Source organism: Paenibacillus sp. FSL R5-0914, from assembly GCF_038004525.1.
In the GTDB taxonomy this organism is placed as follows: Bacteria; Bacillota; Bacilli; order Paenibacillales; family Paenibacillaceae; genus Paenibacillus_AQ.
On record NZ_JBBORH010000001.1, the window covers coordinates 1,218,653 to 1,243,674 of the forward strand.

The 25,022-nt window shown below is 47.1% G+C and carries 19 protein-coding genes; 14 read left to right on the forward strand and 5 right to left on the reverse strand.

What is annotated here, in order from left to right:
* The first annotated feature begins 24 nt into the window (after positions 1 to 24).
* Positions 25 to 375, forward strand: coding sequence for a FlxA-like family protein (locus tag MKX60_RS05310; protein ID WP_042192675.1), 351 nt, complete (start codon positions 25 to 27; stop codon positions 373 to 375).
* A gap of 282 nt (positions 376 to 657) precedes the next feature.
* On the forward strand, positions 658 to 3,309 hold the full coding sequence (gene mprF / locus MKX60_RS05315) for a bifunctional lysylphosphatidylglycerol flippase/synthetase MprF (protein WP_341059238.1): 2,652 nt from the start codon (positions 658 to 660) through the stop codon (positions 3,307 to 3,309).
* A 587-nt stretch (positions 3,310 to 3,896) separates the two neighbouring features.
* Here mprF and MKX60_RS05320 read toward each other — a convergent pair.
* Both MKX60_RS05320 and MKX60_RS05325 read right to left on the reverse strand, forming a co-directional pair.
* Positions 3,897 to 5,369 (reverse strand): alpha-amylase, encoded by a 1,473-nt coding sequence (locus tag MKX60_RS05320; protein WP_076298125.1) that lies wholly within the window; start codon positions 5,367 to 5,369, stop codon positions 3,897 to 3,899.
* A 138-nt stretch (positions 5,370 to 5,507) separates the two neighbouring features.
* Positions 5,508 to 7,100 carry a histidine kinase N-terminal 7TM domain-containing diguanylate cyclase gene (locus MKX60_RS05325; RefSeq protein WP_042192671.1) on the reverse strand — a complete coding sequence of 531 codons (1,593 nt, stop codon included), beginning with the start codon at positions 7,098 to 7,100 and terminating at the stop codon, positions 5,508 to 5,510.
* Between the two features lie 284 nt (positions 7,101 to 7,384).
* Between MKX60_RS05325 and MKX60_RS05330 the strand changes: the two genes are divergently transcribed.
* From MKX60_RS05330 to MKX60_RS05355, 6 genes are all read left to right on the forward strand, one after another.
* Positions 7,385 to 8,167, forward strand: coding sequence for an ABC transporter ATP-binding protein (locus MKX60_RS05330; protein ID WP_076284892.1), 783 nt, complete (start codon positions 7,385 to 7,387; stop codon positions 8,165 to 8,167).
* A gap of 2 nt (positions 8,168 to 8,169) precedes the next feature.
* Positions 8,170 to 8,982 carry an ABC transporter permease gene (locus MKX60_RS05335; protein WP_076284891.1) on the forward strand — a complete coding sequence of 271 codons (813 nt, stop codon included), beginning with the start codon at positions 8,170 to 8,172 and terminating at the stop codon, positions 8,980 to 8,982.
* Positions 8,982 to 9,899, forward strand: coding sequence for an ABC transporter permease (locus tag MKX60_RS05340; RefSeq protein ID WP_341059239.1), 918 nt, complete (start codon positions 8,982 to 8,984; stop codon positions 9,897 to 9,899). Before MKX60_RS05335 ends, MKX60_RS05340 begins: the two co-directional genes overlap by 1 nt.
* Before the next feature lie 138 nt (positions 9,900 to 10,037).
* Positions 10,038 to 11,138, forward strand: a complete 1,101-nt coding sequence (locus MKX60_RS05345; protein WP_341059240.1) for an ABC transporter substrate-binding protein — start codon at positions 10,038 to 10,040, stop codon at positions 11,136 to 11,138.
* Between the two features lie 104 nt (positions 11,139 to 11,242).
* On the forward strand, positions 11,243 to 12,706 hold the full coding sequence (locus tag MKX60_RS05350) for a CoA-acylating methylmalonate-semialdehyde dehydrogenase (protein ID WP_076284889.1): 1,464 nt from the start codon (positions 11,243 to 11,245) through the stop codon (positions 12,704 to 12,706).
* 31 nt (positions 12,707 to 12,737) lie between these two features.
* A complete protein-coding gene (locus MKX60_RS05355) occupies positions 12,738 to 14,096 on the forward strand; it encodes an aspartate aminotransferase family protein (protein WP_341059241.1) in 1,359 nt (452 codons plus the stop codon).
* On the opposite strand, the gene MKX60_RS05360 is transcribed toward MKX60_RS05355, so the two are convergent.
* A complete protein-coding gene (locus MKX60_RS05360) occupies positions 14,071 to 15,759 on the reverse strand; it encodes a PucR family transcriptional regulator (protein WP_341059242.1) in 1,689 nt (562 codons plus the stop codon). The genes MKX60_RS05355 and MKX60_RS05360 overlap by 26 nt on opposite strands.
* A gap of 318 nt (positions 15,760 to 16,077) precedes the next feature.
* Between MKX60_RS05360 and MKX60_RS05365 the strand changes: the two genes are divergently transcribed.
* Genes MKX60_RS05365 through MKX60_RS05380 form a run of 4 tightly spaced genes read left to right on the forward strand, consistent with a single transcriptional unit; the run spans position 16,078 to position 20,484 of the window.
* Positions 16,078 to 17,469: an NAD(P)-dependent oxidoreductase gene (locus MKX60_RS05365; RefSeq protein ID WP_341059244.1), complete on the forward strand. Its 1,392-nt coding sequence runs from the start codon at positions 16,078 to 16,080 to the stop codon at positions 17,467 to 17,469.
* A 44-nt stretch (positions 17,470 to 17,513) separates the two neighbouring features.
* Complete coding sequence (gene preA, locus MKX60_RS05370; RefSeq protein ID WP_076284885.1) at positions 17,514 to 18,803, forward strand: NAD-dependent dihydropyrimidine dehydrogenase subunit PreA; 1,290 nt, start codon at positions 17,514 to 17,516, stop codon at positions 18,801 to 18,803.
* A gap of 2 nt (positions 18,804 to 18,805) precedes the next feature.
* Positions 18,806 to 20,233, forward strand: a complete 1,428-nt coding sequence (hydA, locus tag MKX60_RS05375; protein WP_076284884.1) for a dihydropyrimidinase — start codon at positions 18,806 to 18,808, stop codon at positions 20,231 to 20,233.
* On the forward strand, positions 20,233 to 20,484 hold the full coding sequence (locus MKX60_RS05380) for a hypothetical protein (RefSeq protein WP_076284883.1): 252 nt from the start codon (positions 20,233 to 20,235) through the stop codon (positions 20,482 to 20,484). The genes hydA and MKX60_RS05380 overlap by 1 nt, the downstream gene beginning before the upstream one ends.
* A gap of 144 nt (positions 20,485 to 20,628) precedes the next feature.
* On the opposite strand, the gene MKX60_RS05385 is transcribed toward MKX60_RS05380, so the two are convergent.
* The gene (locus MKX60_RS05385; protein ID WP_076284882.1) at positions 20,629 to 21,756 is read right to left on the reverse strand and encodes a copper amine oxidase N-terminal domain-containing protein; all 1,128 of its coding nucleotides are present in this window, start codon (positions 21,754 to 21,756) and stop codon (positions 20,629 to 20,631) included.
* Between the two features lie 117 nt (positions 21,757 to 21,873).
* Here MKX60_RS05385 and MKX60_RS05390 point away from each other — a divergent pair, with 117 nt between their 5' ends.
* Together MKX60_RS05390 and MKX60_RS05395 are read left to right on the forward strand one after the other, a co-directional pair.
* A complete protein-coding gene (locus tag MKX60_RS05390; RefSeq protein WP_042192646.1) occupies positions 21,874 to 22,491 on the forward strand; it encodes a TVP38/TMEM64 family protein in 618 nt (205 codons plus the stop codon).
* A gap of 44 nt (positions 22,492 to 22,535) precedes the next feature.
* On the forward strand, positions 22,536 to 23,450 hold the full coding sequence (locus MKX60_RS05395) for an aldo/keto reductase (protein ID WP_076284881.1): 915 nt from the start codon (positions 22,536 to 22,538) through the stop codon (positions 23,448 to 23,450).
* Positions 23,451 to 23,458: 8 nt separating this feature from the next.
* Here the strand turns inward: MKX60_RS05395 and MKX60_RS05400 are convergent, their stop codons facing one another.
* On the reverse strand, positions 23,459 to 24,970 hold the full coding sequence (locus tag MKX60_RS05400; protein WP_076284880.1) for an aminotransferase class V-fold PLP-dependent enzyme: 1,512 nt from the start codon (positions 24,968 to 24,970) through the stop codon (positions 23,459 to 23,461).
* Positions 24,971 to 25,022: the final 52 nt, after the last annotated feature.

Consider the following 25,022-nt stretch of genomic DNA (forward strand, 5'->3'; position numbering starts at 1 on the left):
GAGGTAAGGAAGGGAGGGATAACCATGAGTATATCAGCAGTCTCAGGTTCCACATCGTATACTACCTCGACATCTAGCACTACAGATACCAGTACGCTTGAGAAACAAAAAGCGAAACTGGAAGCAGAACTGGACAAGATTAATGCCAGCTCAGACGATGACAAGACCAAGGAAACGAAAACGAAGCAAATTGAGCAACAGATTAAGACTATCGAGGCACAAATCTCGCAGAAGTCTCAGAGCAGTGCTTCCTCCGCTAGCAGTGTTGTAGAGGCACCTGCCAAACCTGCGAACAATACGCTTGCTGCAGCAAGTCCGCAAGAGATAGCTACCGCAACAACGGATAGTAAAGGCAGATTTGATATTCGAGTATAAACGCTAGTTAAACCCGTGCTACATAACAGAGAGGACATCCTTTGCCGTGAGGGATGTCCTTTTTGTTGTGCAATTTTATGTGTAAACTACAGTCTCAATGTTCTTTAGCTAAATAGAATTTCATTAACATTCTTTAACTATTGCAGGGATTAGGGCTGTGCTGGCAGTCTAATGTAGTAGGTGTTGATTATCATGGGTTTTTTATTCCAATAATTGTTATAATGAAATGGTTGTAAAAATTGTCTAGCACAACGTGTGTCGGCGGTAAGGGTAGGTGGCCTAATGCAATCAAAACAACAAACATTAGAAAGATTCAAAATTGTAAGGCTGTTCTTAACCATCTATCGGATTCGGGCGGTGAGAGCTCTCTTTCCAGTAGCTATCATAGCGCTGGTGTATTGGGAGGGGCAACATGAGCTGAAGCAGGTTCATTTAGGACTTATTATGCGTGAGCTAAGAAGAGTGCCTACATCTGCCGTTTTGCAAATGATCGGATTTGCACTTCTCGCAGTAGCTGTAATGAGTGCTTATGATTATTTGATACGAGCACATTTTCGTTTAAAAGTAGGACTGTGGGACACCTTCCGTTATGCTTGGATAGCTAATACATTTAATAATTTAATTGGTTTTGCAGGTCTGGCTGGAGTGGGTTTAAGGACGTTGATGTACAAAAAAAGCGGAGTGTCAACTTCCGTCCTAACGCCGGCAATCGTATTTTTATCACCACTCATGATTACCGGGTTATCTTTACTTTCTTGGGCAAATATTTTTGGTTTACTCCCGGCAACGGCGTTGCTGGAAGAGCATCATTGGTTAGTATTTGCGGTATGGGGGATGGCGCTTTATTTGCCGTTTTTTGTGTTTGTACAGCGCTCTGCTCTTTATGCAAAGTGGATTAACCGGGGACAAGGTAGAACACCCTGGCTTACAGTAGTTGCCTCTGTAGGTGCCTCCTTTCTGGAATGGAGTTTTGCTGGCGTAACGTTTTGGACAATCAGTAGTCATCTCTTGCACGAGGTGCATTTTCCAGTTATATTCGGCATCTTTACGATTGCTGCTATCGCAGGCATCTTGAGTATGGCGCCTGGTGGTATCGGTGCTTTTGACCTTATTGCATTGCTGGGTCTTACGCAGCTTGGATTTAAAAGTGATCAGGCCATGGCAGTGCTTGTTATTTTTAGATTGTTCTATTATCTCATTCCATGGCTGATTGGATTGGTGCTGGCGGCACTGGAATTTGGTCTGCAGGGAAAAAAGGGTCAAGATCGTTCAGCTCCAGGGTTCGAACCCGCTCTTAACATTTGGCAGAGGATTTGGGGTTGGCCGGGTCAGTATACCTTTCTGAGCGATCTTGGTGTGTGGGCTCTAGGCAAGCTTGTACTAGCTAGCGGGCTTATTCTCTTACTATCAACAGCTACGCCCGGATTGTTGTACAGACTGAAGATTACAGAGGAAATATTGTCATTCTCGATCATGCAGCTCTCACATCATTTATCTGTACTTATTGGCTTTATGCTCATTTTGTTGTCGAGAGGCATTACATTACGGGTTCGTAGCGCGTACATCTGGACCAGCATTTTATTATTTTCCGGGTCTGTGTTTGCGGTGGCTAAAGGCTTTGATTATGAAGAGGCGCTGTTTCTGCTCCTCGTTGCACTCATTCTGTGGATCTCCAGATCTCGGTTCTACCGGATCAGTGCTCCCGTAAGCAGACAGAGTACGATTTGGTGGCTTGCGCTTACTTCAGTAATTGCCCTAAGCTATTATCTATTGGGCAGCCATGTTCATCGTGGATTTCTAAAGCATCTCCCGCCCGGTGTAGAGCCAGAGTGGCTACAGCGGCATAGTCATGTTGCTTTTACAGCCGTAGGGGGACTAGCTTTCTCTTGGATCATTCTTACTTTGCTGATCACCCTTAGACCCCATCGTAAACCGGAGGAGTTATTCGGAAATTTTGATATGGCAAGGCTGAAAAACTTCCTAGGTGAAGTTCAAGGCAATGCCTTAACTCATATGTTGTTTTTGGGTGATAAAAGCTTCTTCTGGGCGCAAGAAGGCAAGGTGTTGCTCGCTTTCGCTAGGGTTAGGGATAAGCTTGTAGTCCTTGGTGATCCATTGGGAGAGAGAAGTCTCATGAATGAGGCAATCAGTGAATTTAGACAAGCTGCAGATAAGTACAGTCTGGTCGTAGTTTTTTATCAGGCCACACCTGATTTCTTATCGATCTATCATGAGCAGGGATATCGCTTTTTTAAGCTGGGGGAAGAGGCATTAGTAACGCTCGATACCTTTACGCTCAGTGGCAAAAAGAACAGTGATTTGCGAAGCGTATGCAACCGTTTTGAACGGGAAGGCTATGCCTTCGAAGTTGTAGAAGCACCGCACGCTGAAGAATTGCTACGAGAGCTGCGATCCGTTTCGAACGAATGGTTGAATGGGCGCACCGAAAAAGGGTATTCGCTGGGTTGGTTTAACGAGGCCTATCTACAGCTGGCTCCAATCGTGCTCCTGAGGAATGCCCAAGGGACGATACTGGCATTTGCTTCGATTGCACACGGGTATGATCAGGGTATGACCTTATCGATTGATTTGATGCGCCATCGAAAGAATGTGCCGAACGGAACGATGGATTATTTATTTGTTCGTTTGCTAGAATGGGCGAAATCTAAGGGATATCATCGATTCAATCTAGGTAATGCCCCGCTGTCCAGTGTGGGTGAGAATGCTGGGGCCTTGAAAGAGGAGAAGCTGGCCCATCTCGTATTTAAAAGAGGGGGGCATTGGTACGGCTTTGTCGGACTTCGCCGCTATAAAGAAAAATTCAGCCCGGAGTGGGAACCGCGTTACTTGGCTTATCCGGCTTCTATAGCATTGCCGATCTTAACACTCGATCTGGTGAGGTTAGTATCCCGCCATCCTAGGGCGGAGGAGTAGAGTGAGACGTGCGTGAAGTCTCTATGTACATTGACCTAACCAAAGAAGAGGGTGCCGTCTCAAAGTAGTTTTAGCTACTTGGGTACGACCCTTTTTTTGCGTTGAAGGTTAATTGAAGTTTCAAATGATGGTTTGAGTGAAACATCAATACAACAATTAGGGAATTTCTCCCTGAAATTCTAAGATTACTGGTCATTAGATTTATAATTAGGGAAAATATCCCTAAAATTCATCTGATTTGGTGGGAAATCAAGGCATTACCCTAATTTTTAGGGAGGAATTCCCTAATTTCGTTGATTATAAGCGAATATCGAATATTTTTAGGGAGCTTTTCCCTAATTAGTGTTAAACCCACTCTGCCCACCGCAAAAACGCCCACCGCACATCCCCGCGGTCATCCTACGTCCCCACCGCACATCCCCGCTGCATATCCTCATCATCGTCTGCCATCATTACCCAATCTGAAAAGGTTTAATGGTTAAGTGAGATCTTTACTTGGACTATTCCATAAAATAGATGAAGCTGTCCCGTAAGCAGCATTCACTACTTTCGAGAGCAGCCTCATCTATATTTAAATAGCACCACTCTTATTTTTCGCCAGCTTCTGTATCAGGCAGAGCCCAGACAGATACGCTGCCACCGTTGACCGGGAAGGTCGCCCAGCCATCTTTTTCAATCGTTATAGTCGCCTTGTGATTATGAGTGAAATCTACCCATGCTTCACCCGCGCGTTGTTCCCCTACGAACATTCTTTTCTGACCGTTCTCGCCGTTACTAATCACAACCGCACAGCCGGATCGTTCGATGTCTTTCACGCCGAGTCGTGTCCAACCAATCGTGTTGGGATGATCGAAATAATCCTTCTGCTCACCATAGGCTTTGTGATAGCGGGTATATAGCAGCGGGTCAATCGCCTCTTTTTTGCCTGCGACAGGTGTAGGTCCCTCGATCCCATAATAATCTCCATAAAAGACCACAGGATATCCGTCGCGTCGCAGTAGGATAAGTGCATAAGCACTTTGCTTAAACCAATCATCTACCCAAGATTCCAGAGCTTCATGGGGTTGAGAATCATGATTGTCAACGAACGTTACAGCATTGGTAGGATGGGTCTGCACCAGTGTGTCGTCGAGGATTTTGGTTAAATCAAAGTTTCTACCCCCCAAGGAAGCTGAATGCAGCTTGTAGTGAAGGGAAACATCGAAGAGGTCGATCTTATAATCGACGGTATTTAGAAATTGTCGGCAGGATTCTAAATCCGAATTCCAGAACTCGCCCACGATATAGAAATCCTTCTCACATTTATTAAACATTTCTACCGCGAATTGTTTCACAAACTCATGGTTGATATGCTTGATGGCATCTAAGCGAAAGCCGCTGCAGTGGAGCGTGTCCACCAGCCATTTTCCCCATTGGATCATTTCTTTTTTGACTTCTGGATGACTGTAATCAATATTTGCGAACATTAGATAATCGTAGTTGCCGAACTCGTCATCAACATTCTGGTTCCATGTTTTATTCTCGCCTGCGATACGGAATACACCTGTTCGCCCCGACTTGGCGTCGAAGTCAGTGCCGTTAAAATGATTGTGATTCCATTTAAAGGAAGAGTGTTCATCACCGCGGCCGGGGAAGGTGAATTTAGTCCAGCCCTCAATCTCGAAAGGTTTGGAGATTTCTTTCATCCGGTCATTAGGGTCGACCTCGATCACCTGGAAGACTTCCTTTTCATCCGCTCCTGCCTTGTGATTCATGACCAAATCAACGTATACGGCAATGCCGTTTTTTTGACATTCCGAAATGGCTTCAATTAGTGCTTGTTTGGTGCCATATTTGGTGCGTACCGTACCTTTTTGGTCATATTCGCCCAGATCGTATAGATCATACACGCCATAGCCTGTATCGTCGGCGGAGACGGCCTTTGTCACAGGAGGTACCCAAACAGAATCAATGCCTACGGCTTTTAGTGCGGAAGCTGTTTCTTTCAGGCGATCCCAGTGTTTCCCATCCGCAGCGACATGCCATTCAAAAAATTGCATCATTGTATGGTTCCTCATTATTTCTTGCGCCTCCATATCCATAAAGCGAATTTTTTCTACACTCTGATTAGATTTTCAGATAACTCTTATTAAACGTAAAAACAGACTATGAAAAATAAGGCAGGCTGATGAATGCGCTGGGAGGGACAAAGATGCGATTTATATAGGCTTGAAAAGTGTAATTTCTGATCTCTGGGAGAGGTGGACAGCATTGCGTCCGTTTCGTTTGGAACTGTACAGAGCATGGTCAGCCTCTGACAGTAGCTCTTCTAGAGTGGCTTTAGGACTTAGGGCTTCTACTACTCCGAAGCTGGCAGTCACGTTAATGGACCCGATGAGCGTATACAAGACACTTTGTTCAATATCTGCGCGGATAGTTTCGCAGAGTTGTGCGGCTTGCTTCAGCGACGTATCTGGCAAACAGATCACAAATTCCTCACCGCCATAACGTCCGAAGATGTCACCCTCCCGGATATGTCTGTTGCATACCTCGACAATGTGCTGAAGGGCTTGATCTCCATATTGATGTCCGAATCGATCATTAATGCTTTTGAAGAAGTCTACATCCAGCAAAATAATCGATAGTGAACTCCGATTGCTCGCGGCCTGAACAAGAAGCCCTCGGCTCAGCTCCAAAAAATAGGTACGGTTATAAATCCCCGTCAGACTATCCATCGTAGCCAATTGACGCAGCTTATCTTGAAGCAGTATTCGTTCAGTTACGTCAATCAGCATGATCATTTGTCCTGCTAAGTATCCCCCTTGTTTCTGTACGGGAGAGGACCGAATTTGGTAGTAACAAATCTCGTCTCCTTTGATCCAAGCAACTTCCCGTTCTTCGCGTTGCAGTGGCTCTGTATCCATAACATAGGACAAGGCATCTTTGCCGGCATTAAGAAACAGTTGAGCCAGCGGTTTACCAATCGCCGAGGAATTAAGTCCTTCTATCATATCCGCGGCTGCGCGATTGTAATCGACGAGCATGTCCGAACGATCGGTGACAAGCACCCCATCTCGCATGCTTTCGAACAGATTCTCACGGGCGATAGGCGCAGCTGTTAGCATACCTCTTGATAGGATAGCCCAGATATATAGGGTGGAAGTGATACTCATAATGATGGGAACGGGATCCATCCCGTAGGGAGTCAGGCCCATTAAATATAAAAAAGAGCCTAACGTTGGAAGGCTTAGTCCAATTAGAATGGTAACGATTTGTCTCCGGTATACCCGTTTCATCCGGTTCCACTGCCATAACATAAGGCAGATAGCTGCCAGTAGACAACCAAAAGTAAAGCTGCCGTGAACGATATACCAAGGTCCCATCACTACATCAACGAGTGGGGAGGGCGTATTGTCTCGCAAATAAATGGATTTATAGAAGAGGTGGTGGTAATCATTGGTCCACACCATCAGTGTTGTGATGAACGGTATTATATATAGCGCTGCTCGCATGCCCTTTTTAATTAGACTCTCCAGCCCTACGAAATGCATCACCATAATAAGGCTGGCGGGCGCTATAAAAGGCATCCCCAGGTACTCTACTTTAATCCAAAAACTCATTTCCTCCAGTGTTTTCCCCGACAGTTCTAGTGCGAAGCCGAAGGTATAAATCGCGGAAGTGAAGGAGCTTATAACAAAGGCTCTAATTCCTAAGAAATCCGTTTTTTTATAGTAGGCGAAAAGGGCTAGTAAAACGCTCAGGACACCAGATATAGCCACAATAACAATATAATTCGAAATTACAGATCCCATGGGTCTATTGTCTCCTACTGAGGAAAGATATGGATAAATATTACCACAAATCTACAAATATTTAAAAATCACTTCATTTGAAACTTGAATAAATGTCCCCCTAGACAAAATGACGTGATTTAGCGGGAGCTATTTTACTAATTGTCTAATGAGAGTCCAGTGAGCAGCGTGTAACATGTTAGTTAATACTACACAACAGAAGATTTTAACTCGACACACTCTCTAGTGAGTCAGATTAATTAACATTAATTGCATAGCTTATTTTGATAAGGGGGGGGCTGAGGATGTCATTACTCGCGACAAATATTCCTGAAATTCAGCTGGAAAATGTTGAAATGCGCTATAGGGCAGAAGCTGCGGAAGTGCTTGCACTGCATCAGGTGAGTCTTGATATTGCAAAGGGGGAGTTCGTCTCACTGCTCGGACCTTCAGGATGTGGCAAAACAACGCTTTTGAGACTGATGGCCGATCTCATCGCGCCAACGGGCGGGAACATTGTAGTCGCTGGAAAAAGTGCTAAAGAGGCAAGGCTGGCGCAGAAATATGGCATTGTTTTTCAAAGTCCTGTGCTGTATGACTGGCGGAAGGTGAAGCATAACATCACATTGCCACTGGAACTGATGGGAGTTAAAAAGTCGATCCGTGAAGAGAGGGCGCTGGAGCTTCTTGATCTAGTGGGCTTGCAGAGCTTCGCGGATAAATACCCTTGGCAGCTTAGTGGGGGGATGCAGCAAAGAGTAGCGATTGCCAGAGCGCTATCGATGGAGCCGGAAATTCTACTGATGGATGAACCGTTCTCTGCACTGGATGAGTTTACACGTGAGCGTCTGAACGAAGAACTGTTATCTGTCTGGAGCAAGGTGCAGAACACGATTGTCTTCGTAACACATAGTATTCCTGAGTCGATATTCCTCTCTGACCGGGTGTTTGTTCTTTCCCCGCATCCAGGTCGCTTATCCGCTGTGGTTGAAATTCCTCTGCCACGTCCGCGAACGGCGGAAATGAGAAACAGCCCAGAGTTTTTCGAACTGATCGCAAGTATTCGCGACAGCTTTGAAGGGGTGTAGGGATGAAAGGGGGCAGTATCTTTGTACGGGGTCGCCTGCTGCCGTTGTTTGTCTGGATATTTGGTTTGCTGCTAGTTTGGGAAGGAGCCTCCTGGATGCTGCTCCATGTAGTGGAGACACCGTTAGCTCAGTCCAAGTTGCCCTACGTTCATGAGGTGCTATCCACGCTGTGGAAGTATAGTGGCACGCTTCTGAAGGAGGGGGCTGCCACCTTTGGCAATGCTGGTGTTGGCTTCCTGATTGGTGCGGTGGCTGGTGCTTCACTGGCGGTGCTAATGAGCTTGTCGAAGACGATAGAGCAGTTAACTTTTCCTTACGCTATCGCCTCGCAGATGATTCCGATCCTGGGGCTGGCGCCGATCATTTATGGGATTGTGAGAGATGAGCAGACTTCACGGATTATTATTTCGGGTTATATTACATTCTTCCCAGTGGCTCTCAATATGCTGCGCGGCTTGCGAAGTGTGGATCCTTCCGCGCTGGAATTAATGCATTCTTATGCGGCAAAACCTTGGGCGGTCTATTGGAAACTCAGATTTCCAGCGGCCCTGCCGGGTTTGTTCGGAGGGCTTAAGATTGCTGCTCCGCTCGCAGTGACTGGTGCTATCCTGGTAGAGCTCATGGGTGCGCAGCACGGGATTGGCGTAATCATGCTGCGTAATCTCTACTACGGCAGCTCTCATACCTACATGTTCTGGTCTACGGTGATTGTCGGCGCTTTGTTGGGGATTGTAAGTTACTGGTTGATCAGTCTGATAGAACGTTTGGTGGCGCCGTGGCAGCCTGAATTTCGACCGAAAGGAGGTAGCCGCTAATGGAAACCAACTCCGTTCGGGAGACTTCATTTATAGGCTCTACTAGTAAAGAGGTGGCCCAGCCGGTATTAACGGCTACGCAGAAGAATGTTGCAACAGGCTCGAAGCCTGCGGTAATTGCCAAGCGTAAGGGTGGCTCGCATGGCCTGAAGAGGATATTTAGCGCAGGGGTGCTGCTGCCTGTATTGGCGGGGGTGTTGTTTCTTGGGCTATGGGAGTTCGAATTCTTTCATAAGATCTTTGATCTGAAGAAATATCAGCTGCCGTTGCCCACAGCAATTGCCACGACCATGAGGGATAATTTCAGCATGTTGCTATCCTATACCGGATACACCCTTACTGAGGCTGTGTTGGGAATGTTGGTTGGTTCTGCTATCGGATTTCTGATCGCTTTAGCTGCTACGGCGTGGCCGCGTTGGGGAAGTGGAAGTTTAACTTTGGTTGCTGCTCTAAATGCTGTGCCCATCGTCGCCCTCGCGCCCATTATGAATCTGTGGTTTGGAGATGGGATAGGCTCACGAATTGCCATAGTAACAGCAACTACAATGGCAGCGATGGCGATCAACGCCTATAAAGGCATGGCGGCGATTGATCCATTGGCGCTGGATCTGATGCATTCCTACGCGGCAGGTAAGTCGGCAGTGTTTCGTTATCTGCGGATTCGCAATAGCCTGCCCTATGTATTTACAGCACTGAAGATCAACGCAACGGCGAGTATGATTGGCGCCATAGTTGGGGAATTCTTTTTCTCCTCAAAAGGGCTTGGGTATTTGCTCTCCAATTCCATTAAAGTCGCCAAAATGCCGCTGGGCTGGTCGTGTATCGTTCTGGCCGCAATTGCCGGCGTGCTTTTCTATTTAGTGGTTGAGCGGCTTGAGAAAGTATTCATTAAGTGGCATCCTTCGCAGCGTACTTAATCTCACACTCACTTACATCCAGCTATAGTGGGAATGGAAGAGAGAAACCGCCCACGGCTGTATGCATACAACGCACCACGATGATTGTCCATACTGTGCTTGTTACAAACTTAAATTACGATAGGGGGAGTTCGATTGATGAACGGGAAAAAACGCAAATTTCGTGGTGGTTTGTTGGCAATCGTGATGATGTTGAGTGTTTCTTTAATGGCGGGTTGCGGTGGCAACAATAATAACTCGGCAGCTGAAGCTACGACTGCCCCTGAAGCTTCTACAGCTCCTGAGGCAAGTGCTACGGCTGAACCAGCGGCTGATCCAGTTACAGTGAAGCTACAGCTGAAATGGGTGCCGCAGGCACAATTCGCTGGATATTTTGTGGCGCAGGATAAAGGATATTACAAGGAAGAAGGACTAAATGTAGAGATTCTGCCGGGAGGTCCAGATATTGTTCCAGAGCAGCAAGTGGCTGGGGGCTCCGCAGATATCGGTGTTGGCTGGGTAGCAAGCTTGCTTCCAAGTCTTGAGCAGGGAATGCCACTCGTGCAAATTGCTCAAATCTATCAAAAGAGCGGATTGGTCCTGGTCTCCAAAAAATCGGCGGGCATCAACTCAGCTGCTGATCTTAAGGGTAAAAAAGTCGGTAATTGGATGGGCGGCAACGAGTTTGAACTATTAGCGTTATTCGATAAATATAAGTTCGATCCTAATAAGGATCTAAGCTTTACGAAGCAAGGGTTCACGATGGATCAGTTCTTGGGCGATCAGATCGATGCGGCCTCAGCGATGACCTATAACGAGTACCAAGTAGTGTTGGAGTCAGGCATTAAGGCTGAGGATCTGAATGTCATCGACATGAATACAGAAGGCGTTGCAATGCTTGAGGATAACTTGTTCGCCAATAAGGAATGGCTTGCGGAGAACAAAGAGACTGCGGCAAAGTTTGTGCGTGCCTCCCTGAAGGGCTGGAAAGATGCAATTGCTGATCCTGCAGCCGCCGTGGATAGTGTAATGAAGCAAGCAGAAGACGGCAGTACTACTAAGGAGCATCAATTGACGATGATGACCGAGGTTGCCAAGCTGATTCTGCCTGAGGGCTTTGACAGTGCGAAGATGGGATATACCGATGCAGCGGCGTTCCAGCAAACGGCTGATATTTCGCAAAAGTTCGGTGTTATAAAAGAGCCTGCTAAGGTAGATGAGGCGTACACGAACGAAATCGTAGAAATGGCCGCAAAATAACCAACTGAGCTTAATGTTATAGTGGATGGCCGCCTGATCTGGCGGTCATCTATTATAATCAGCAGTCCATCAGTGCATCTGAAACAGAGAAAGAGGTGCGAGCTATGTCTCTCCTAGTAACGCAGGCTGAAAGAGTTAAGAATTATGTGAATGGAGCTTGGGTAGAATCGTCGTCCGGGCGAGATGAAGAGGTATATAATCCGGCGACGGGTGAAGTGATAGCTTATGTGCCCATTTCCAGTAAGGAAGAGCTGGGTGCGGCGGTAGAAGCGGCTGCTGTGGCATTTCAAGCGTGGAAAAGGGTCGCTGTGCCGCGTCGCGCCCGCTACTTTTTTCAATATCAACAGCTGCTGGTAAAGCATTGGCATGAGCTGGCCGAGCTGATTACGCTGGAGAATGGCAAAAGTCTGGAAGAGGCGCAAGGTGAGGTGCAGCGTGGAATTGAGTGTGTAGAATTTGCCGCAGGCATCCCCACATTGATGATGGGCAGCCAGCTTCCGGATATTGCTACCGGAATTGAATCCGGGATGTACCGCTATCCACTGGGGGTTATCGGGGGGATTGCCCCGTTTAATTTTCCGATGATGGTTCCTTGCTGGATGTTTCCGCTCGCCATTGCTTGCGGGAATACCTTTGTGCTGAAGCCTTCTGAGCGTACGCCTCTGCTGGTCAATCGGTTAGCTGAATTATTTGCTGAAGCGGGCTTTCCGCCAGGTGTGCTGAATGTGGTTCATGGAGCGCATGAGGTGGTGAACGGGCTGCTGGAGCATGATGAAGTGAAGGCGATTTCGTTCGTCGGTTCGCAGCCGGTTGCGGAATATGTATATAAGGCGGGGACGGCGCAGGGGAAGCGGGTTCAGGCATTGGCAGGCGCTAAGAATCACTCGATTGTGTTACCTGATGCGGAGCTGGATAATGCGGTGAAGAATATAATTGCCGCTGCGTTTGGCTCAGCGGGTGAGCGGTGTATGGCTTGCTCGGTTGTAGTGGTTCATGAGGATATTGCTGACGAGCTAGTGAGTCGTCTGGCTGCGGCTGCAGATGAGCTTAAGATTGGTAATGGTGCCGATGACGGGGTGTTTTTGGGTCCAGTAATTCGCCAGTCGAATAAGGAGAGGACTCTTTATTACATTGAGACTGGTGAAGCTGAACAAGCCAAGCTAGTGAGAGATGGGCGGAAGGACGCTGCTGCGGGCGGTGTGGGTTATTTTATCGGACCGACGATATTTGATCATGTACAGCCGGGAATGACCCTCTGGAAGGATGAGATTTTTGCACCGGTGTTGTCTGTGATCCGTGTGAAGAGTTTAAGTGAAGCTATTGCGGTGACGAATCAGTCTCCATTCGCGAACGGGGCGTGCATTTACACAGATAGCGCTAAAGCGATCCGCGAGTTCCGGGAAGAGATTGATGCAGGGATGTTGGGTGTGAATCTGGGTGTGCCTGCGCCCATGGCCTTTTTCCCCTTCTCAGGTTATAAGAAATCATTCTATGGAGATCTGCATGCCAATGGACGCGATGGGGTGGAGTTCTATACGCGTAAAAAGATGATCACTGCCCGTTATTAGAGAAGATGAGCTACTGAGAGGAGAAAATGTTATGCAGAGTCTGGGGAACGATAGTGAGCTTGCGGTAAACAAGGATCGGAAATATTTATGGCACAACATTACACCTTATAGTGAAAAGAATCCGCCTATGATTGCCGCCTCGGCGAGTGGGTCGTGGATTACGGATATACAGGGCAATCGATTTTTGGATGGGATGTCTGGCTTGTGGTGTGTAAATGTGGGATACGGGCGCAAGGAGCTGGCGGAAGCTGCTTACAATCAATTGCTGACCCTGCCATATTTTCCTCTGACACAAAGTCATCTCCCGGCGATTGCGCTGGCAGAGAAGCTGAATGAGTGGCTCGGAGACGAGTACGTGATCTTCTTTTCCAATAGTGGATCGGAAGCCAATGAGACTGCTTTCAAAATGGCCCGCCAGTACCAGCAGCAAATCGGCCAGCATTATCGCCATAAATTCATTGCCCGTTATCGTGGGTACCATGGCAGTTCACTTGGGGCATTATCTGCAACGGGCCAGGCCCAGCGCAAATATAAATATGAACCGTTGGCGGGTGGTTTTCTGCATGTGGCTCCCCCGGACAGCTATCGCCGCCCGGCCGGGATGACTGTAGAAGAATTCAACCTCCAGTGTGCACAGTCCATAGAGGATATGATCATCTGGGAAGGCGTGGAGACGGTAGCTGCGGTGATTATGGAGCCTGTAATTACGGGTGGTGGGGTCATTGTACCGCATCAGGTTTATTTGGATCGGGTGCAGGAAATCTGCCGTAAACACGGTGTGTTGCTCATTATGGATGAGGTGATTTGTGGATTCGGACGTTCTGGACGTAAGTTTGGGCATCACAACTATAATGTGAAGCCTGACATCGTGACAATGGCTAAGGGGTTGACCAGTGCTTATCTTCCCTTATCTGCCACTGCTGTTCGTAAGGATATCTATGAAGCGTTCAAGGATAATAGTGATGATTATGGTCATTTTCGCCATGTGAATACTTTTGGTGGCAATCCGGCTTCGTGTGCACTAGCGTTAAGCAATCTGGAAATTATCGAGCAGGAGAAGCTGGTGGAGCGTGCAGAGCTTTTGGGCAAAAGACTGAACACTGCATTCACCGAGTTACTGGATCACAAGCTTGTAGGTGATGTCCGCAGCTTTGGTTTAGTGACAGGCATCGAGTTGGTTGAAGATAAGGTTAGCAAAAAGCCAGTTGATCTGAGTATTGTGAAAGGCATTATTGCTGAATGCAAATCAAAAGGACTTATTATCGGCAAGAATGGCGATACGGTAGCTGGGTTCAACAATGTGCTTACCTTCGCCCCGCCGCTATCCTCCACGGATGAAGATATAGAATTTATTATCGATACTTTTAAATCTGTGCTGAACGGGGACTAGGCAAAGTGATTTTGTCTGGATATAGAAATTGGTAAGCGCGCAGGGCAACCTGAATGGAGATCCGGTTCTCTGGCTGCATGAAGTCTTCGCCTAGCAGCTCTGTTATTTTGTCCAGACGATAATACAGTGACTGTCTAACGATGAATAAATTCCGAGCGGCAATCTGTTTGGAGCCATCATGATCAAGGTAAACACGAAGGGTAAGCAGCAGCTCGCTGCCTTTGGTTTGGTCGTGGTCGATTAGCGGGCCGAGATAACTGCGAATGAAGTTCTGCAACGTTTTCCCATCATTTAGGCTAAGTAGTAATTGGAATACGCCAAGCTCATCGTAAAAGAGCAGTGACTTCTGATAACAAGAATATAACGACAATGCTTGTAGGGCTTCCTGATAACCGGAATAGGCTCGTTTTAGGCGCTTATGCGATTTGCTGACTCCAATGACGAGCTGCAAATCCTTGAGCTTCTCATCGGAGCGGATATGTTGAAGGGCCTCAAGTGCTTGCTGAAGCCGCATTTTTCCAGGCATTTTCGATTGAATGTCGAGTGCGATGACGGTGAGGCGATTGTTCTTGAGTGTGATCAGCGGACGTAGGGAATATTTTTCGAAAATGGAACGCAAGATGAGCGAAAGGTGGAAGGTGATTGATTCCCATTCGTTCTCTGAGCTGTTCCATTTTACGTCTCTAGGGTTCTTGATTTCGATAAGGCATACACGGTAAGGGAGTTCGTTGACCATGTTGAAATTGGAACCGATCAAGCCTTTTAAGCGATTGTCATCCTCTATACGACCATTGATCAGCTCATCGACCCATAGATTTTCTGAAAAAAGCTTACGCTCCTCCATATATCGGGTACGCAGCAGCTCTTGAGCAATGGACAACGAGGCGGAATCCAGCAGCAGGCAATCAAATTCCTGTGGCTTATGATTGCAGACCATCAGGATATAAGCCCAGGTCTGATCCAACGCGCCTACAGGCTTGATTGCAATCGTCTTTTGTCCATATTCTCGGGTGTAAGGAGCGATGTCTGGTTGAATGCCTTCCATCTCGTCACCGAAGGTGGTGAAGAAATTCAGCAGGGGAGTTTGCTCTTCGGGCGGAAGTGCCGGGAAGAATAAGGGTTTGCCTTGCAGCTGCATATAGACGATTTGTGTGCGGGTGCTTTTACATAATAATTGCAGTACCTTCACTGTTCCTTGTGAGGTTAAGGTCAGACGGTGGAATTCACGAGAGATGCTTTCGAGTTCTTGCAGCATCCGGTGATGCCGATTGATGATGATGGAATGGAGGTCTAGGGTGATATCGACGAAGCGAACCGTGCGGGTGAAGATAATCAGCGGGAAATCATTTGCGTTAGCTAAGTCGATCATCTCTTGCGGAATAGTGCTGAAATACGTGCCTAACTCAATGCATAGGCAAGCTGCATTTTTGTCGATTAGGTTCTGCATGAATTCCAAGGAGGAAGGGAGATTGACACTTGCACCAATCCCCGTAGTCAAAATCATTTCTTCGCCATGAATCAGAGTCTCGAAGTTGGCACTTTCCAGTACATGCACCCAGCGAATGGCACGGCTTAGGCCGCTTTTCCCGCCAAACACCTCGGCTTCTGCGAATAGTGGTCTTTTTAAAGCGTCACGAATGGTTAATACAAGCTCCCAGTCCATAGTTACTCCCCCTCGATCTTCTGCGCTCTGGCCTTCGGCTAATGCCCTGTTATTCTCAGCCTATTCTCACACGTAAAAAATACAGTTTTGAAATTAGACAAAGTGTCTAATGCAACGAAAATTCGAAATGACTATAGTTTGATTAACGGATGTCAGTATATATAACCTAATCAGGAAGAACGTTGAGAGATAATTTCTGTTAATGCTTATATTACTACAATAAATTAAAGATGTAAGCAAAATATTCAGACAAAACTTGAAATAATGTTATATTATATAACACAAATATGAAAAATTACCCATAAGGAGGGACTAGTGATGGAGCATTCATCTCCGTTAACAGCATTTACACCTGATATGTTCATGCGCAATTTCGCCGAGGCTGAGCCGCCTCTGACCCATAAGGGTGCCCTGGATGAGTCCAATCGCTGTCTATATTGCTACGATGCCCCCTGTATAAAAGCATGTCCGACCAGCATTAATATCCCCTCCTTTATCAAACGGATCGCTACTGACAATTTGAAAGGCTCGGCACAGACGATTATGGATTCCAATCCTGTGGGTGCCAGCTGTGCTCGTGTTTGTCCTACAGATGAGCTGTGTGAAGGAGCCTGTGTGTTAAATGATGCCTCGGCGCCGATCCAAATCGGACTGCTGCAGCGTTATGCGACAGATTGGGCAATGAACAGCGGAGTTCAATTATTTAAGGCTGGCACCCCTAATGGGAAAAAGGTAGCCGTTATCGGCGGTGGTCCTGCGGGATTGTCTGCGGCTAGGGAACTCGCCCGTGAAGGTTTTGCTGTTGTGATCTACGAAGCTAAGGCGTTAGCGGGTGGGCTGGATACACATGGGATTGTATCGTTTCGGCTCCCACAGTCTGTATCTCTTTGGGAAGTAGAGCAGGTAGAGAAGTTGGGTGTGGAAATACGTACTGGTGTAAAAGTCGGAGTGGATGTTTCTGTAGATGAGCTGAAGTCGAACTATGATGCCATCGTTTTGGCAGCAGGTATGGGTTATGTGCCTCCGATAGGGATTGAAGGTGAAAAATTGGCTGGCGTATACGACGCCATTGCACTCGTAGAATCCACTAAGACTGGCATTCCTTTGCTAGAGCTGATGGGTCAGCGGGTCGCTGTCATTGGTGCGGGTAATACAGCTATTGATGCAGCTACATGCTCAGTGCGGCTGGGGGCCTCAAATGTAAAAATGGTCTACCGCCGGACCCGCGAAGAGATGACGGCTTATGAGTTTGAATATGAATTTGCGAAGCAGGAAGGTGTGGAGTTCAACTGGCTTACCTTACCGAAACGTATCGTGGGTGATGAGTTTGGGAACGTAACCGGACTGGAATGTGTGCAGATGAAGCTGACAGAGGAGCTGGGCAAAGATGGACGTCCAGTACCTATGCCGATCGAGGGTTCTGAGTTCTTGATTCCTGTAGATGCGGTTGTAATAGCTATTGGTCAAAAGCGTTGCCTAGATCTAATAGATTCCTTAGGCCTTGTGCATGACCGTGGGGTTGTAAAGGTGGATGAAGCCACCTGTCAAACCTCCGATCCGCAAATTTATGCCGCTGGCGATATCATATTTGGTTCAGGCAAAGGCGAGGCCATGGTTGTATCCGCGGCCCAGCAGGGAAAAGATGCGGCCCATGCGATTGTTAAACAATTCTCAGGTCAGCAGGATGCCGTTATTAGATCTGCGGGTTGAGCGTAGAGATCAAATTGGATTTTACATGACAGGAGGGAACATCAATGGCAGATTTAAGTATTAATCTCGCAGGAATCAAATCACCGAATCCGTTCTGGCTGGCCTCTGCGCCCCCTACGAATACAGGCTATCAAGTGCAGCGGGCCTTTGAAGCAGGTTGGGGTGGTGCGGTGTGGAAGACGCTCGGTGATCCGATCATTAATACCTCATCGCGTTTTGCGGCAGTAAATTTCAATGGGCAACGGGTTGCGGGCTTTAACAATATTGAACTGATCACCGACCGTCCGCTTGAAGTTAATCTGAAGGAAATTTATGAAACGAAGAAAAGATTTCCGAATCATGCGATTATAGCCTCCCTGATGGTAGAACCAACGCAGCATAAATGGCATGAGATTGTTAAGCGGGTAGAGGATGTGGGTGTAGACGGTCTGGAGCTTAACTTTGGCTGTCCACACGGGATGGCTGAGCGTGGAATGGGCGCTGCTTCGGGGCAGCAGCCTGATCTGGTGCAGGCACAGACCACCTGGGTAAAAGAAGTTGCGACGACCCCGGTGATTGTGAAGCTGACGCCCAACATTACGGATATCACCGTCGTTGCCCGCCATGCGGTTAAGGGTGGAGCGGACGCGATTAGTATGATCAACACGATCAACAGTCTTGCTGGTGTAGATATTCATAGCTGGAACACAATTCCGAATGTTGGGGGTCAGGGTGCGCATGGCGGTTACTGCGGGCCGGCTGTGAAACCAATTGCGCTTAGTATGGTGGCCGAGTGTGCCCGTGACCGGGGAGTAGGCATTCCTATCTCCGGTATTGGAGGGATTTCGACCTGGCAGGATGTTGTTGAATTCATGTTGATGGGTGCTACGGGCATTCAAGTATGTACAGCGGTCATGCATCATGGCTTCCGGATTGTGGAGGAAATGATCGATGGCCTGAACAACTATTTGGATGACAAAGGTTTGGCTTCCGTAACAGAGTTAATCGGCAAATCGGTATCCAGATACTCCAACTGGGGTGATCTGGATCTCAACTATAAGGTCGTTGCCCGTATTAATGAGAACAACTGCATCAACTGTAATAAATGCCATATTGCCTGCGAAGATGCTTCACATCAATGTATTGATATGTTAACTGATGCAGATGGGAAAGCTATTCTACAGGTCCGCGAGGAAGATTGTGTAGGTTGTAATCTTTGTTCTATTGTCTGTCCAGCAGACGGCGCGATTGATATGGTTCCAGTGGATACCGGGGCAGCCCCGCTGACTTGGAACCAGCGGCAGAAAGTGATCGGTAGTTTGAATGGCACCTATTCGGAAGTGGAGGTGGTGTAAGGATGAAAAAGATTATTAAAAATGGCATCATCGTTACCGCAGCAGATACTTATACAGGCGATGTGGCGATTGAAAACGGGGTTATTACGGAGATTGGCCTTCATTTGGATGTCCCTGGTGCGGAAATTATTGATGCCTCGGGGTGTTATGTTTTTCCTGGAGGCATTGATCCTCATACGCATCTGGATATGCCTTTTGGCGGCACGGTTACAGCCGATGATTTCGAGACGGGAACCATTGCGGCTGCATATGGCGGAACGACCACAGTCATTGATTTTTGCTTAACCACCAAAGGGCAACCGCTACAGCAAGCCGTAGATACATGGCATCATAAGTCGCAGGATAAAGCGGTGATTGATTACAGCTTCCACCTTATGGTCTCAGAATTAAACGATAAAGTACTGGGTGAGCTTCCGGAGATAATTGAGAATGAAGGCATTACCTCGCTCAAAGTATTTATGGCTTATAAGAATACTTTTCAGGCGGATGACGGCACACTTTTTAAGACCCTCCAAGCTGCGAAAAAAGAAGGTGCACTCGTTATGGTGCATGCGGAGAATGGAGATGTCATTGAATATCTTGTAGAGCAGGCTTTGGCCGCAGGCAATACCGACCCGATCTTTCATGCGCTGACCCGCCCACCGGAGCTGGAGGGTGAAGCTACGGGACGCGCAGCTTATCTAACCGAACTGACAGATTCTCAGCTGTATGTTGTACACGTGACCTGTGCGGAAGCTGCTTGGAAGATTGCTGAAGCGCGTAAAAAGGGACTACGCGTCTACGGCGAGACTTGTCCACAGTATTTAGTGCTGGATCAGACGGCGTTGGAAAAGCCTAATTTCGAAGGTGCTAAATACGTGTGGTCTCCGCCCCTGCGTGAGCAGTGGAATCAAGATGTATTGTGGGATGCGTTATGGAGCGGCAGCTTACAGACGATTGGCTCTGACCAGTGCTCGTTTGATTTCAAAGGACAAAAGGATCTGGGACTTGGTGATTTCTCCAAAATCCCGAACGGTGGGCCGACCATCGAGGATCGGTTTACGATTCTCTATTCAGAAGGTGTGCAGAAAGGCCGGATCTCATTGAACAAATTCGTAGACATTATTGCTACCTCTAGCGCCAAGCTGTTTGGCTTGTATCCGCAAAAAGGCACGGTCGCGGTAGGCAGTGACGCTGACCTGGTTATTTTTGATGCTTCTGTTGAAAGAACCCTTTCTGCGGATACGCACCATATGAATGTCGATTATAATGCGTTTGAGGGCTTTGAAGTAAAGGGAGAGCCTGTTTCCGTCCTCAGTCGAGGCGAGTTTGTGATTCGAGACAAGCAATTTGTTGGTAAACCGGGGTCGGGAAAATATTTAAAGCGCAAGCGTTTTGCAGCGGAGGCTCCTCTTCCTTCCAAGGCGGAAATTAGCGGAGGTGTTGTCTGATGTCTGCTTTTGCGGAATATGCCAAAGAACAGCAGGAGATTGATGGGCTGCTTTTTAAAGGATATACGATTGCCGGCATCCAAGAGGATTTGGACGGTGCGCGAATAAAGTTTGTTAGAGGGGAGCCGGCTAAAAGCTCGGTAGAGCTGTTACTGCTGACTGCGGATGCTCGTAAGTACGTGACAACCCTTGTGGTTGCGGGGCTGAGGGCAGAAGGTGAGCAGGCGGGTTGTTACAGTGCAGAGGTTTGAGGTGCGGGTATTGAAAGCTGAGTAGTAAGCTCCTAAACCGGGGGCTTTGTGCTCGGCTTTTTTGTTGTGATGATGAAAATTTAAAGGCCACCCTGCAAAAGGATGGCCTTTTCTCTGAATTATTGAACTAACTAACAAGCTAGTTTAATTAGGCTCAATGAGGCCAACGGTTTGTAAATCCTCAATGTTAAGATACATAGTGCCCTTATATTTCTTTACACGTATGTCGCTTAACGTGAATTGGCCTGTTTTTGCTTTTTTGTATTCATCTGTCACAATGATATCGTATCTTACGAGGCCCATCTCAGCATATTTACCTATGCTAAGGGTGTTGGAATCACTATTTCCAAGATTAATGATTTTTTCAATTTCGGAGAGCATAGATAAGGAAATCCAACCTTTGCTCATAAGCGGAGGCAAGGTTTCCTTGTTTCCGGCTGCGGTTACATAATTGGCGTCAAAATAATCAGGGTATCCTTTATAGCCGGGATCTTTGGATTGCTCTTGTGTTGGCGGTACTCCGACAATACGAATTTTGGGAGCGTTAGCTGTGAAATCTTTAATGGCATCGATCTCAGCTATTTCCTTTTGTGAATTCATGTCTTTTAATGCGTTGGGACCAAACAAGACAGTTCCATTGGCATTGAATAAGATCGGGATGCCGTCAATGGTGTAAGAGGCACCTTTAAAAGATGGGCTATTAATTTGAATCACATCTGCTGCTGCTGAATAATAAACGGCGTTCCCGGTTGCTTCACCAACGATACGAACCGGAATTAACGTAGTGCCATTCTGAGCAAACGGCGCCGCCTGCAGCATTTTTTTCTGGCCATTCACGTATGCTGTTTTGCTACCAATAGTAAAAGTTATCTTCAAATCACCTTTGGTGCCCGTAACTTGTTTCAGTTTTGCGTTATAGTCTATACTCATCTTAAGCTTCTCGAATAATTCTCGGAAAGGGACGAACGAAACTCCGTTTTTACTCACAGATCTTGAATTTAGTGGCACCCCATCCACAAAAATGTGGGATCCCTTCGAAGCTGCTGACGCTGGAGCAGGAATAAGACCTACAGAAAATATCAAAACGCATATCATTGCTAGAACCGACAATCTCTTCAACAAATAACGCCCCCATAAATTCATTTTATTTCCATCAACTCTCATCTTACTATTAATCGTTGTGCTGTCAAGATAAGTGTCCTGAAGTCCCTTTGTAATGAAGTAACTTAATCTTATTTTGTCTATCGTAACGAAGAACTTACTCGCTGTCATTCATGTAGTTCTAGCTTGTTCTCTTTATATTGGAACAGCTGTAGGAATGCTCGCAACTTCGTGTATAATTGAGACCAGGTGTTAAGAATTCCAATCGGATGAGGAGATCAGCTGGTTATGTACTTTCTTGATATTATGTCTTGGCTGACAGAGGATAATCTGCGGCATCTGCTTGAACAATATCGTTCGTTTGGGCCCTTTCCGGGCATTGCGTTAACGTTTTTGAAATCATTTATACCACCACTACCAACTATTGCGATCGTCGGATTAAACGGGGCTGTATATGGTTTATGGTTAGGTTTTTTGTATTCTTGGATCGGCTTGGTTGCGGGCTGTGTGACAACATTTTGGATTATTCGCAAAGTAGCTTCGCATCGGTATCTGCGAAAATGGGCAGAACGGCCAAAGGTAGCCAAAAGTATGACATGGGTGCGGCAAAGCGGATTCAGTTATGTATTTCTGCTTAGTATATTCCCGGTAGGCCCCTTCGTTGTAATTAATATGGCTGCTGGTCTTGCTGGGATGAGATTTCGATCGTATCTTCTTGCGCTCACTGTCGGCAAAGCGATCATGGTATTCGCTGTTTCATATATTGGAAATGATCTGGAACGATTTATCCGCCAGCCGTGGGAGATCATCTATGTCTTGGTGTTTATTGGATTGTCACTATGGGGAGTTAAAGCCATCGAGGCGCGGTTCGCTAGAACGGTGGAAGATGGAAACAAGGCCGCTTAGTACTGTGAATGGACTATTTTAATAGAACAAAGGAGGAAATGATGATGAAATATCGTAAACTTGGCAGTACAGGGATGAATGTATCGGTGATCGGATTGGGTACTTGGCAGTTCGGTGGAGAGTGGGGCAAGGATTTCACTCAAGCAGAAGTCGATGCCATGTTAGATAAGGCTGGAGAGCTCGGTATTAACCTGATTGATACGGCAGAATGTTATGGAGATCACTTGTCAGAGAAGTTCATTGGGGGTTATCTGGCTCGCCGGAAACGTGAGGACTGGATTGTAGCTACGAAATTCGGTCATCATTTTCAGGGACATTTGCAGCGGGAACAGTTATGGCGTGCTGAGGATGTGCTGAAGCAGCTGGATGATTCCCTGCGTGCACTTCAGACCGAGTACATCGACCTCTATCAATTCCATTCCGGAACGGATGAGCAATTCGATAATGACAAGTTGTGGAGCATGCTCGACAGACAGAAGCAGGCAGGGAAAATCCGTCATTTAGGCGTCTCGATAAGTGCATCAGTCTCGGGTGTACATCAGACCTCTGCAGCAGCGGATGTGCAAGCAGAGGCCATACAAGTAGTATATAATCGGCTGGATCGTCAACCTGAGGAAGAGATTCTTCCACTCTGCATCGAGCATAAATTAGGTGTGTTGGCGCGTGTTCCGTTAGCGAGTGGTTATTTAAGCGGCAAGTACAAGCCGGATGCGGTATTTGGTCAGGGTGATGTGCGTGCTAACCATAAAGAGGATGTAAGGCAAAAACAGCTGCGCGCTGTAGCTGAAATTGCTGCCAATGAAGTCCCTTCTGGACTCGATATGGCGCAGTGGGCTTTGGCGTGGTGCCTTCAGCATCCCGCAGTAACCAGTGTAATTCCAGGTTGTAAGAATGTAGAACAGGTTATCTCCAACGCTAGTGCTGCCGATCTGGACATGGTGAAGGACATTACACAATAAGCTGGAAACTACACCGAAAAAAGTGCTTTGACCTTCGCCTCAGCGGGATCCTCATTGTAGATATGGGTCCAACTGTTCGTAGAAGCATCATAAAAATAGTCCTGTTTCCATTGTTGGAAATGGATCACGATATTTCGTACAGCGGATACAATTCTCTCTACCTCCTGATTCGTCATAATGGGGTGTAGAGAGATGCGGATCCAACCCGGTCTAAGCGACTGGTCTCCTACAGTAATTGCCTCAGCGATCTGAGCAGATTGCGCCCACCCTAATTCAAGTAAGTAATGCCCATAAGGACCTGCACAAGAGCAACCACCCCGGGCTTGTATACCAAAGCGATCATTTAGTAGTTGAACTGCAAGATTATAATGAATATCACGTAGTGTAAAAGAGACAATGCCATGACGTTCTGTATGATGTCCAGCTAGCAGCGAGCATTCGGGTATGCTACGGAGCCCGTTCATTAATTGCTGGCATAGCTCGTGCTCTCTAATCACCATATATTGACCGTTTCCATTCATCTGTTCCTTCAGCTTCACGCAAAGTGCTGTCCGAAAAGCTTGCAGAAACCCCGGTGTTCCCCCGTCTTCCCGCATCTCTATTTCGTTGGTGTAGCGGCGTCCTCCCCAAGGATTGACCCAAGCCACTGTACCTCCACCCGGTTCGTCAGGAATACGTCCATTACTTAGAGCCTCATCAAAAATTAGAACGCCATTCGTGCCCGGTCCACCCAGAAATTTATGCGGAGAAAAAAAGATTGCATCCAGCTTCTCCAGCGGTGAGACAGGATGCATATCGATAGGCTCATAGGGTGCACTGGCGGCAAAATCTACAAAACATAGGCCTCCGTGGCGGTGCATAATCGCGGCAAGCTTCTGGTAGGGAGTCTGAATTCCGGTCACATTGGAGCAAGCCGTAAATGAACCGATTTTCCAGCGACGATGCTGATACAATTTCAACTGGGCTTCAAGCTGCTGAAGATCTATATTTCCGTTTTCTCCGGGAGGAACAGTCACAACATCACCAATCCCCTCCTGCCAGGGAAGGATATTGGAATGATGCTCCATATGGCTGGTGAAGATCACAGGACGTTCCTCCATCGAATGGGAGCTATAGTCCTGAATCCACTCAGGGAGTCTTAAGCCCATGATACGCTGCAGCTTGTTTACAGCTCCCGTTGTTCCATTTCCGCAGAAGAGCAGGATGTCCTGAGGGCCAGCATTTACATGCTTTTTAATAATTTGTCGCGCTTCATTATAAGCCAGTGTCATGGTTAAACCGGTCGTGTTGGAGTCTGTATGTGGATTACTAACATATGGACCGAAGGCTTCCTGCAGCTTTCGTTCAATCGGTTCATATAAGCGTCCGCTTGCGGTCCAATCGGCATACAGCAGTGGCTGTCTACCATAGGGTGTGGTGATCTGATGCCGAATTCCAATGGTGTGCTCACGAAAAATCTCGAAATGGTTTTGTAGTGAAGCGGGCGTCTCTGCAGAAGAGGCGTGGATGATGTTTAGCACGGATTTCCCTCCAGCCCGTACGCCGATAGTGGTAAGGTCATAGTTTATTTTC

Bases quoted from the DNA above. Each gene is read 5' to 3' on its own strand.
- MKX60_RS05310 (WP_042192675.1), top strand. From the start codon at position 25: ATGAGTATATCAGCAGTCTCAGGTTCCACATCGTATACTACCTCGACA.
- mprF (WP_341059238.1), top strand. From the start codon at position 658: ATGCAATCAAAACAACAAACATTAGAAAGATTCAAAATTGTAAGGCTG.
- MKX60_RS05325 (WP_042192671.1), bottom strand. From the start codon at position 7,100: ATGGGATCTGTAATTTCGAATTATATTGTTATTGTGGCTATATCTGGT.
- MKX60_RS05330 (WP_076284892.1), top strand. From the start codon at position 7,385: ATGTCATTACTCGCGACAAATATTCCTGAAATTCAGCTGGAAAATGTT.
- MKX60_RS05335 (WP_076284891.1), top strand. From the start codon at position 8,170: ATGAAAGGGGGCAGTATCTTTGTACGGGGTCGCCTGCTGCCGTTGTTT.
- MKX60_RS05340 (WP_341059239.1), top strand. From the start codon at position 8,982: ATGGAAACCAACTCCGTTCGGGAGACTTCATTTATAGGCTCTACTAGT.
- MKX60_RS05345 (WP_341059240.1), top strand. From the start codon at position 10,038: ATGAACGGGAAAAAACGCAAATTTCGTGGTGGTTTGTTGGCAATCGTG.
- MKX60_RS05350 (WP_076284889.1), top strand. From the start codon at position 11,243: ATGTCTCTCCTAGTAACGCAGGCTGAAAGAGTTAAGAATTATGTGAAT.
- MKX60_RS05355 (WP_341059241.1), top strand. From the start codon at position 12,738: ATGCAGAGTCTGGGGAACGATAGTGAGCTTGCGGTAAACAAGGATCGG.
- MKX60_RS05360 (WP_341059242.1), bottom strand. From the start codon at position 15,759: ATGGACTGGGAGCTTGTATTAACCATTCGTGACGCTTTAAAAAGACCA.
- MKX60_RS05365 (WP_341059244.1), top strand. From the start codon at position 16,078: ATGGAGCATTCATCTCCGTTAACAGCATTTACACCTGATATGTTCATG.
- preA (WP_076284885.1), top strand. From the start codon at position 17,514: ATGGCAGATTTAAGTATTAATCTCGCAGGAATCAAATCACCGAATCCG.
- hydA (WP_076284884.1), top strand. From the start codon at position 18,806: ATGAAAAAGATTATTAAAAATGGCATCATCGTTACCGCAGCAGATACT.
- MKX60_RS05380 (WP_076284883.1), top strand. From the start codon at position 20,233: ATGTCTGCTTTTGCGGAATATGCCAAAGAACAGCAGGAGATTGATGGG.
- MKX60_RS05385 (WP_076284882.1), bottom strand. From the start codon at position 21,756: ATGACAGCGAGTAAGTTCTTCGTTACGATAGACAAAATAAGATTAAGT.
- MKX60_RS05390 (WP_042192646.1), top strand. From the start codon at position 21,874: ATGTACTTTCTTGATATTATGTCTTGGCTGACAGAGGATAATCTGCGG.
- MKX60_RS05395 (WP_076284881.1), top strand. From the start codon at position 22,536: ATGAAATATCGTAAACTTGGCAGTACAGGGATGAATGTATCGGTGATC.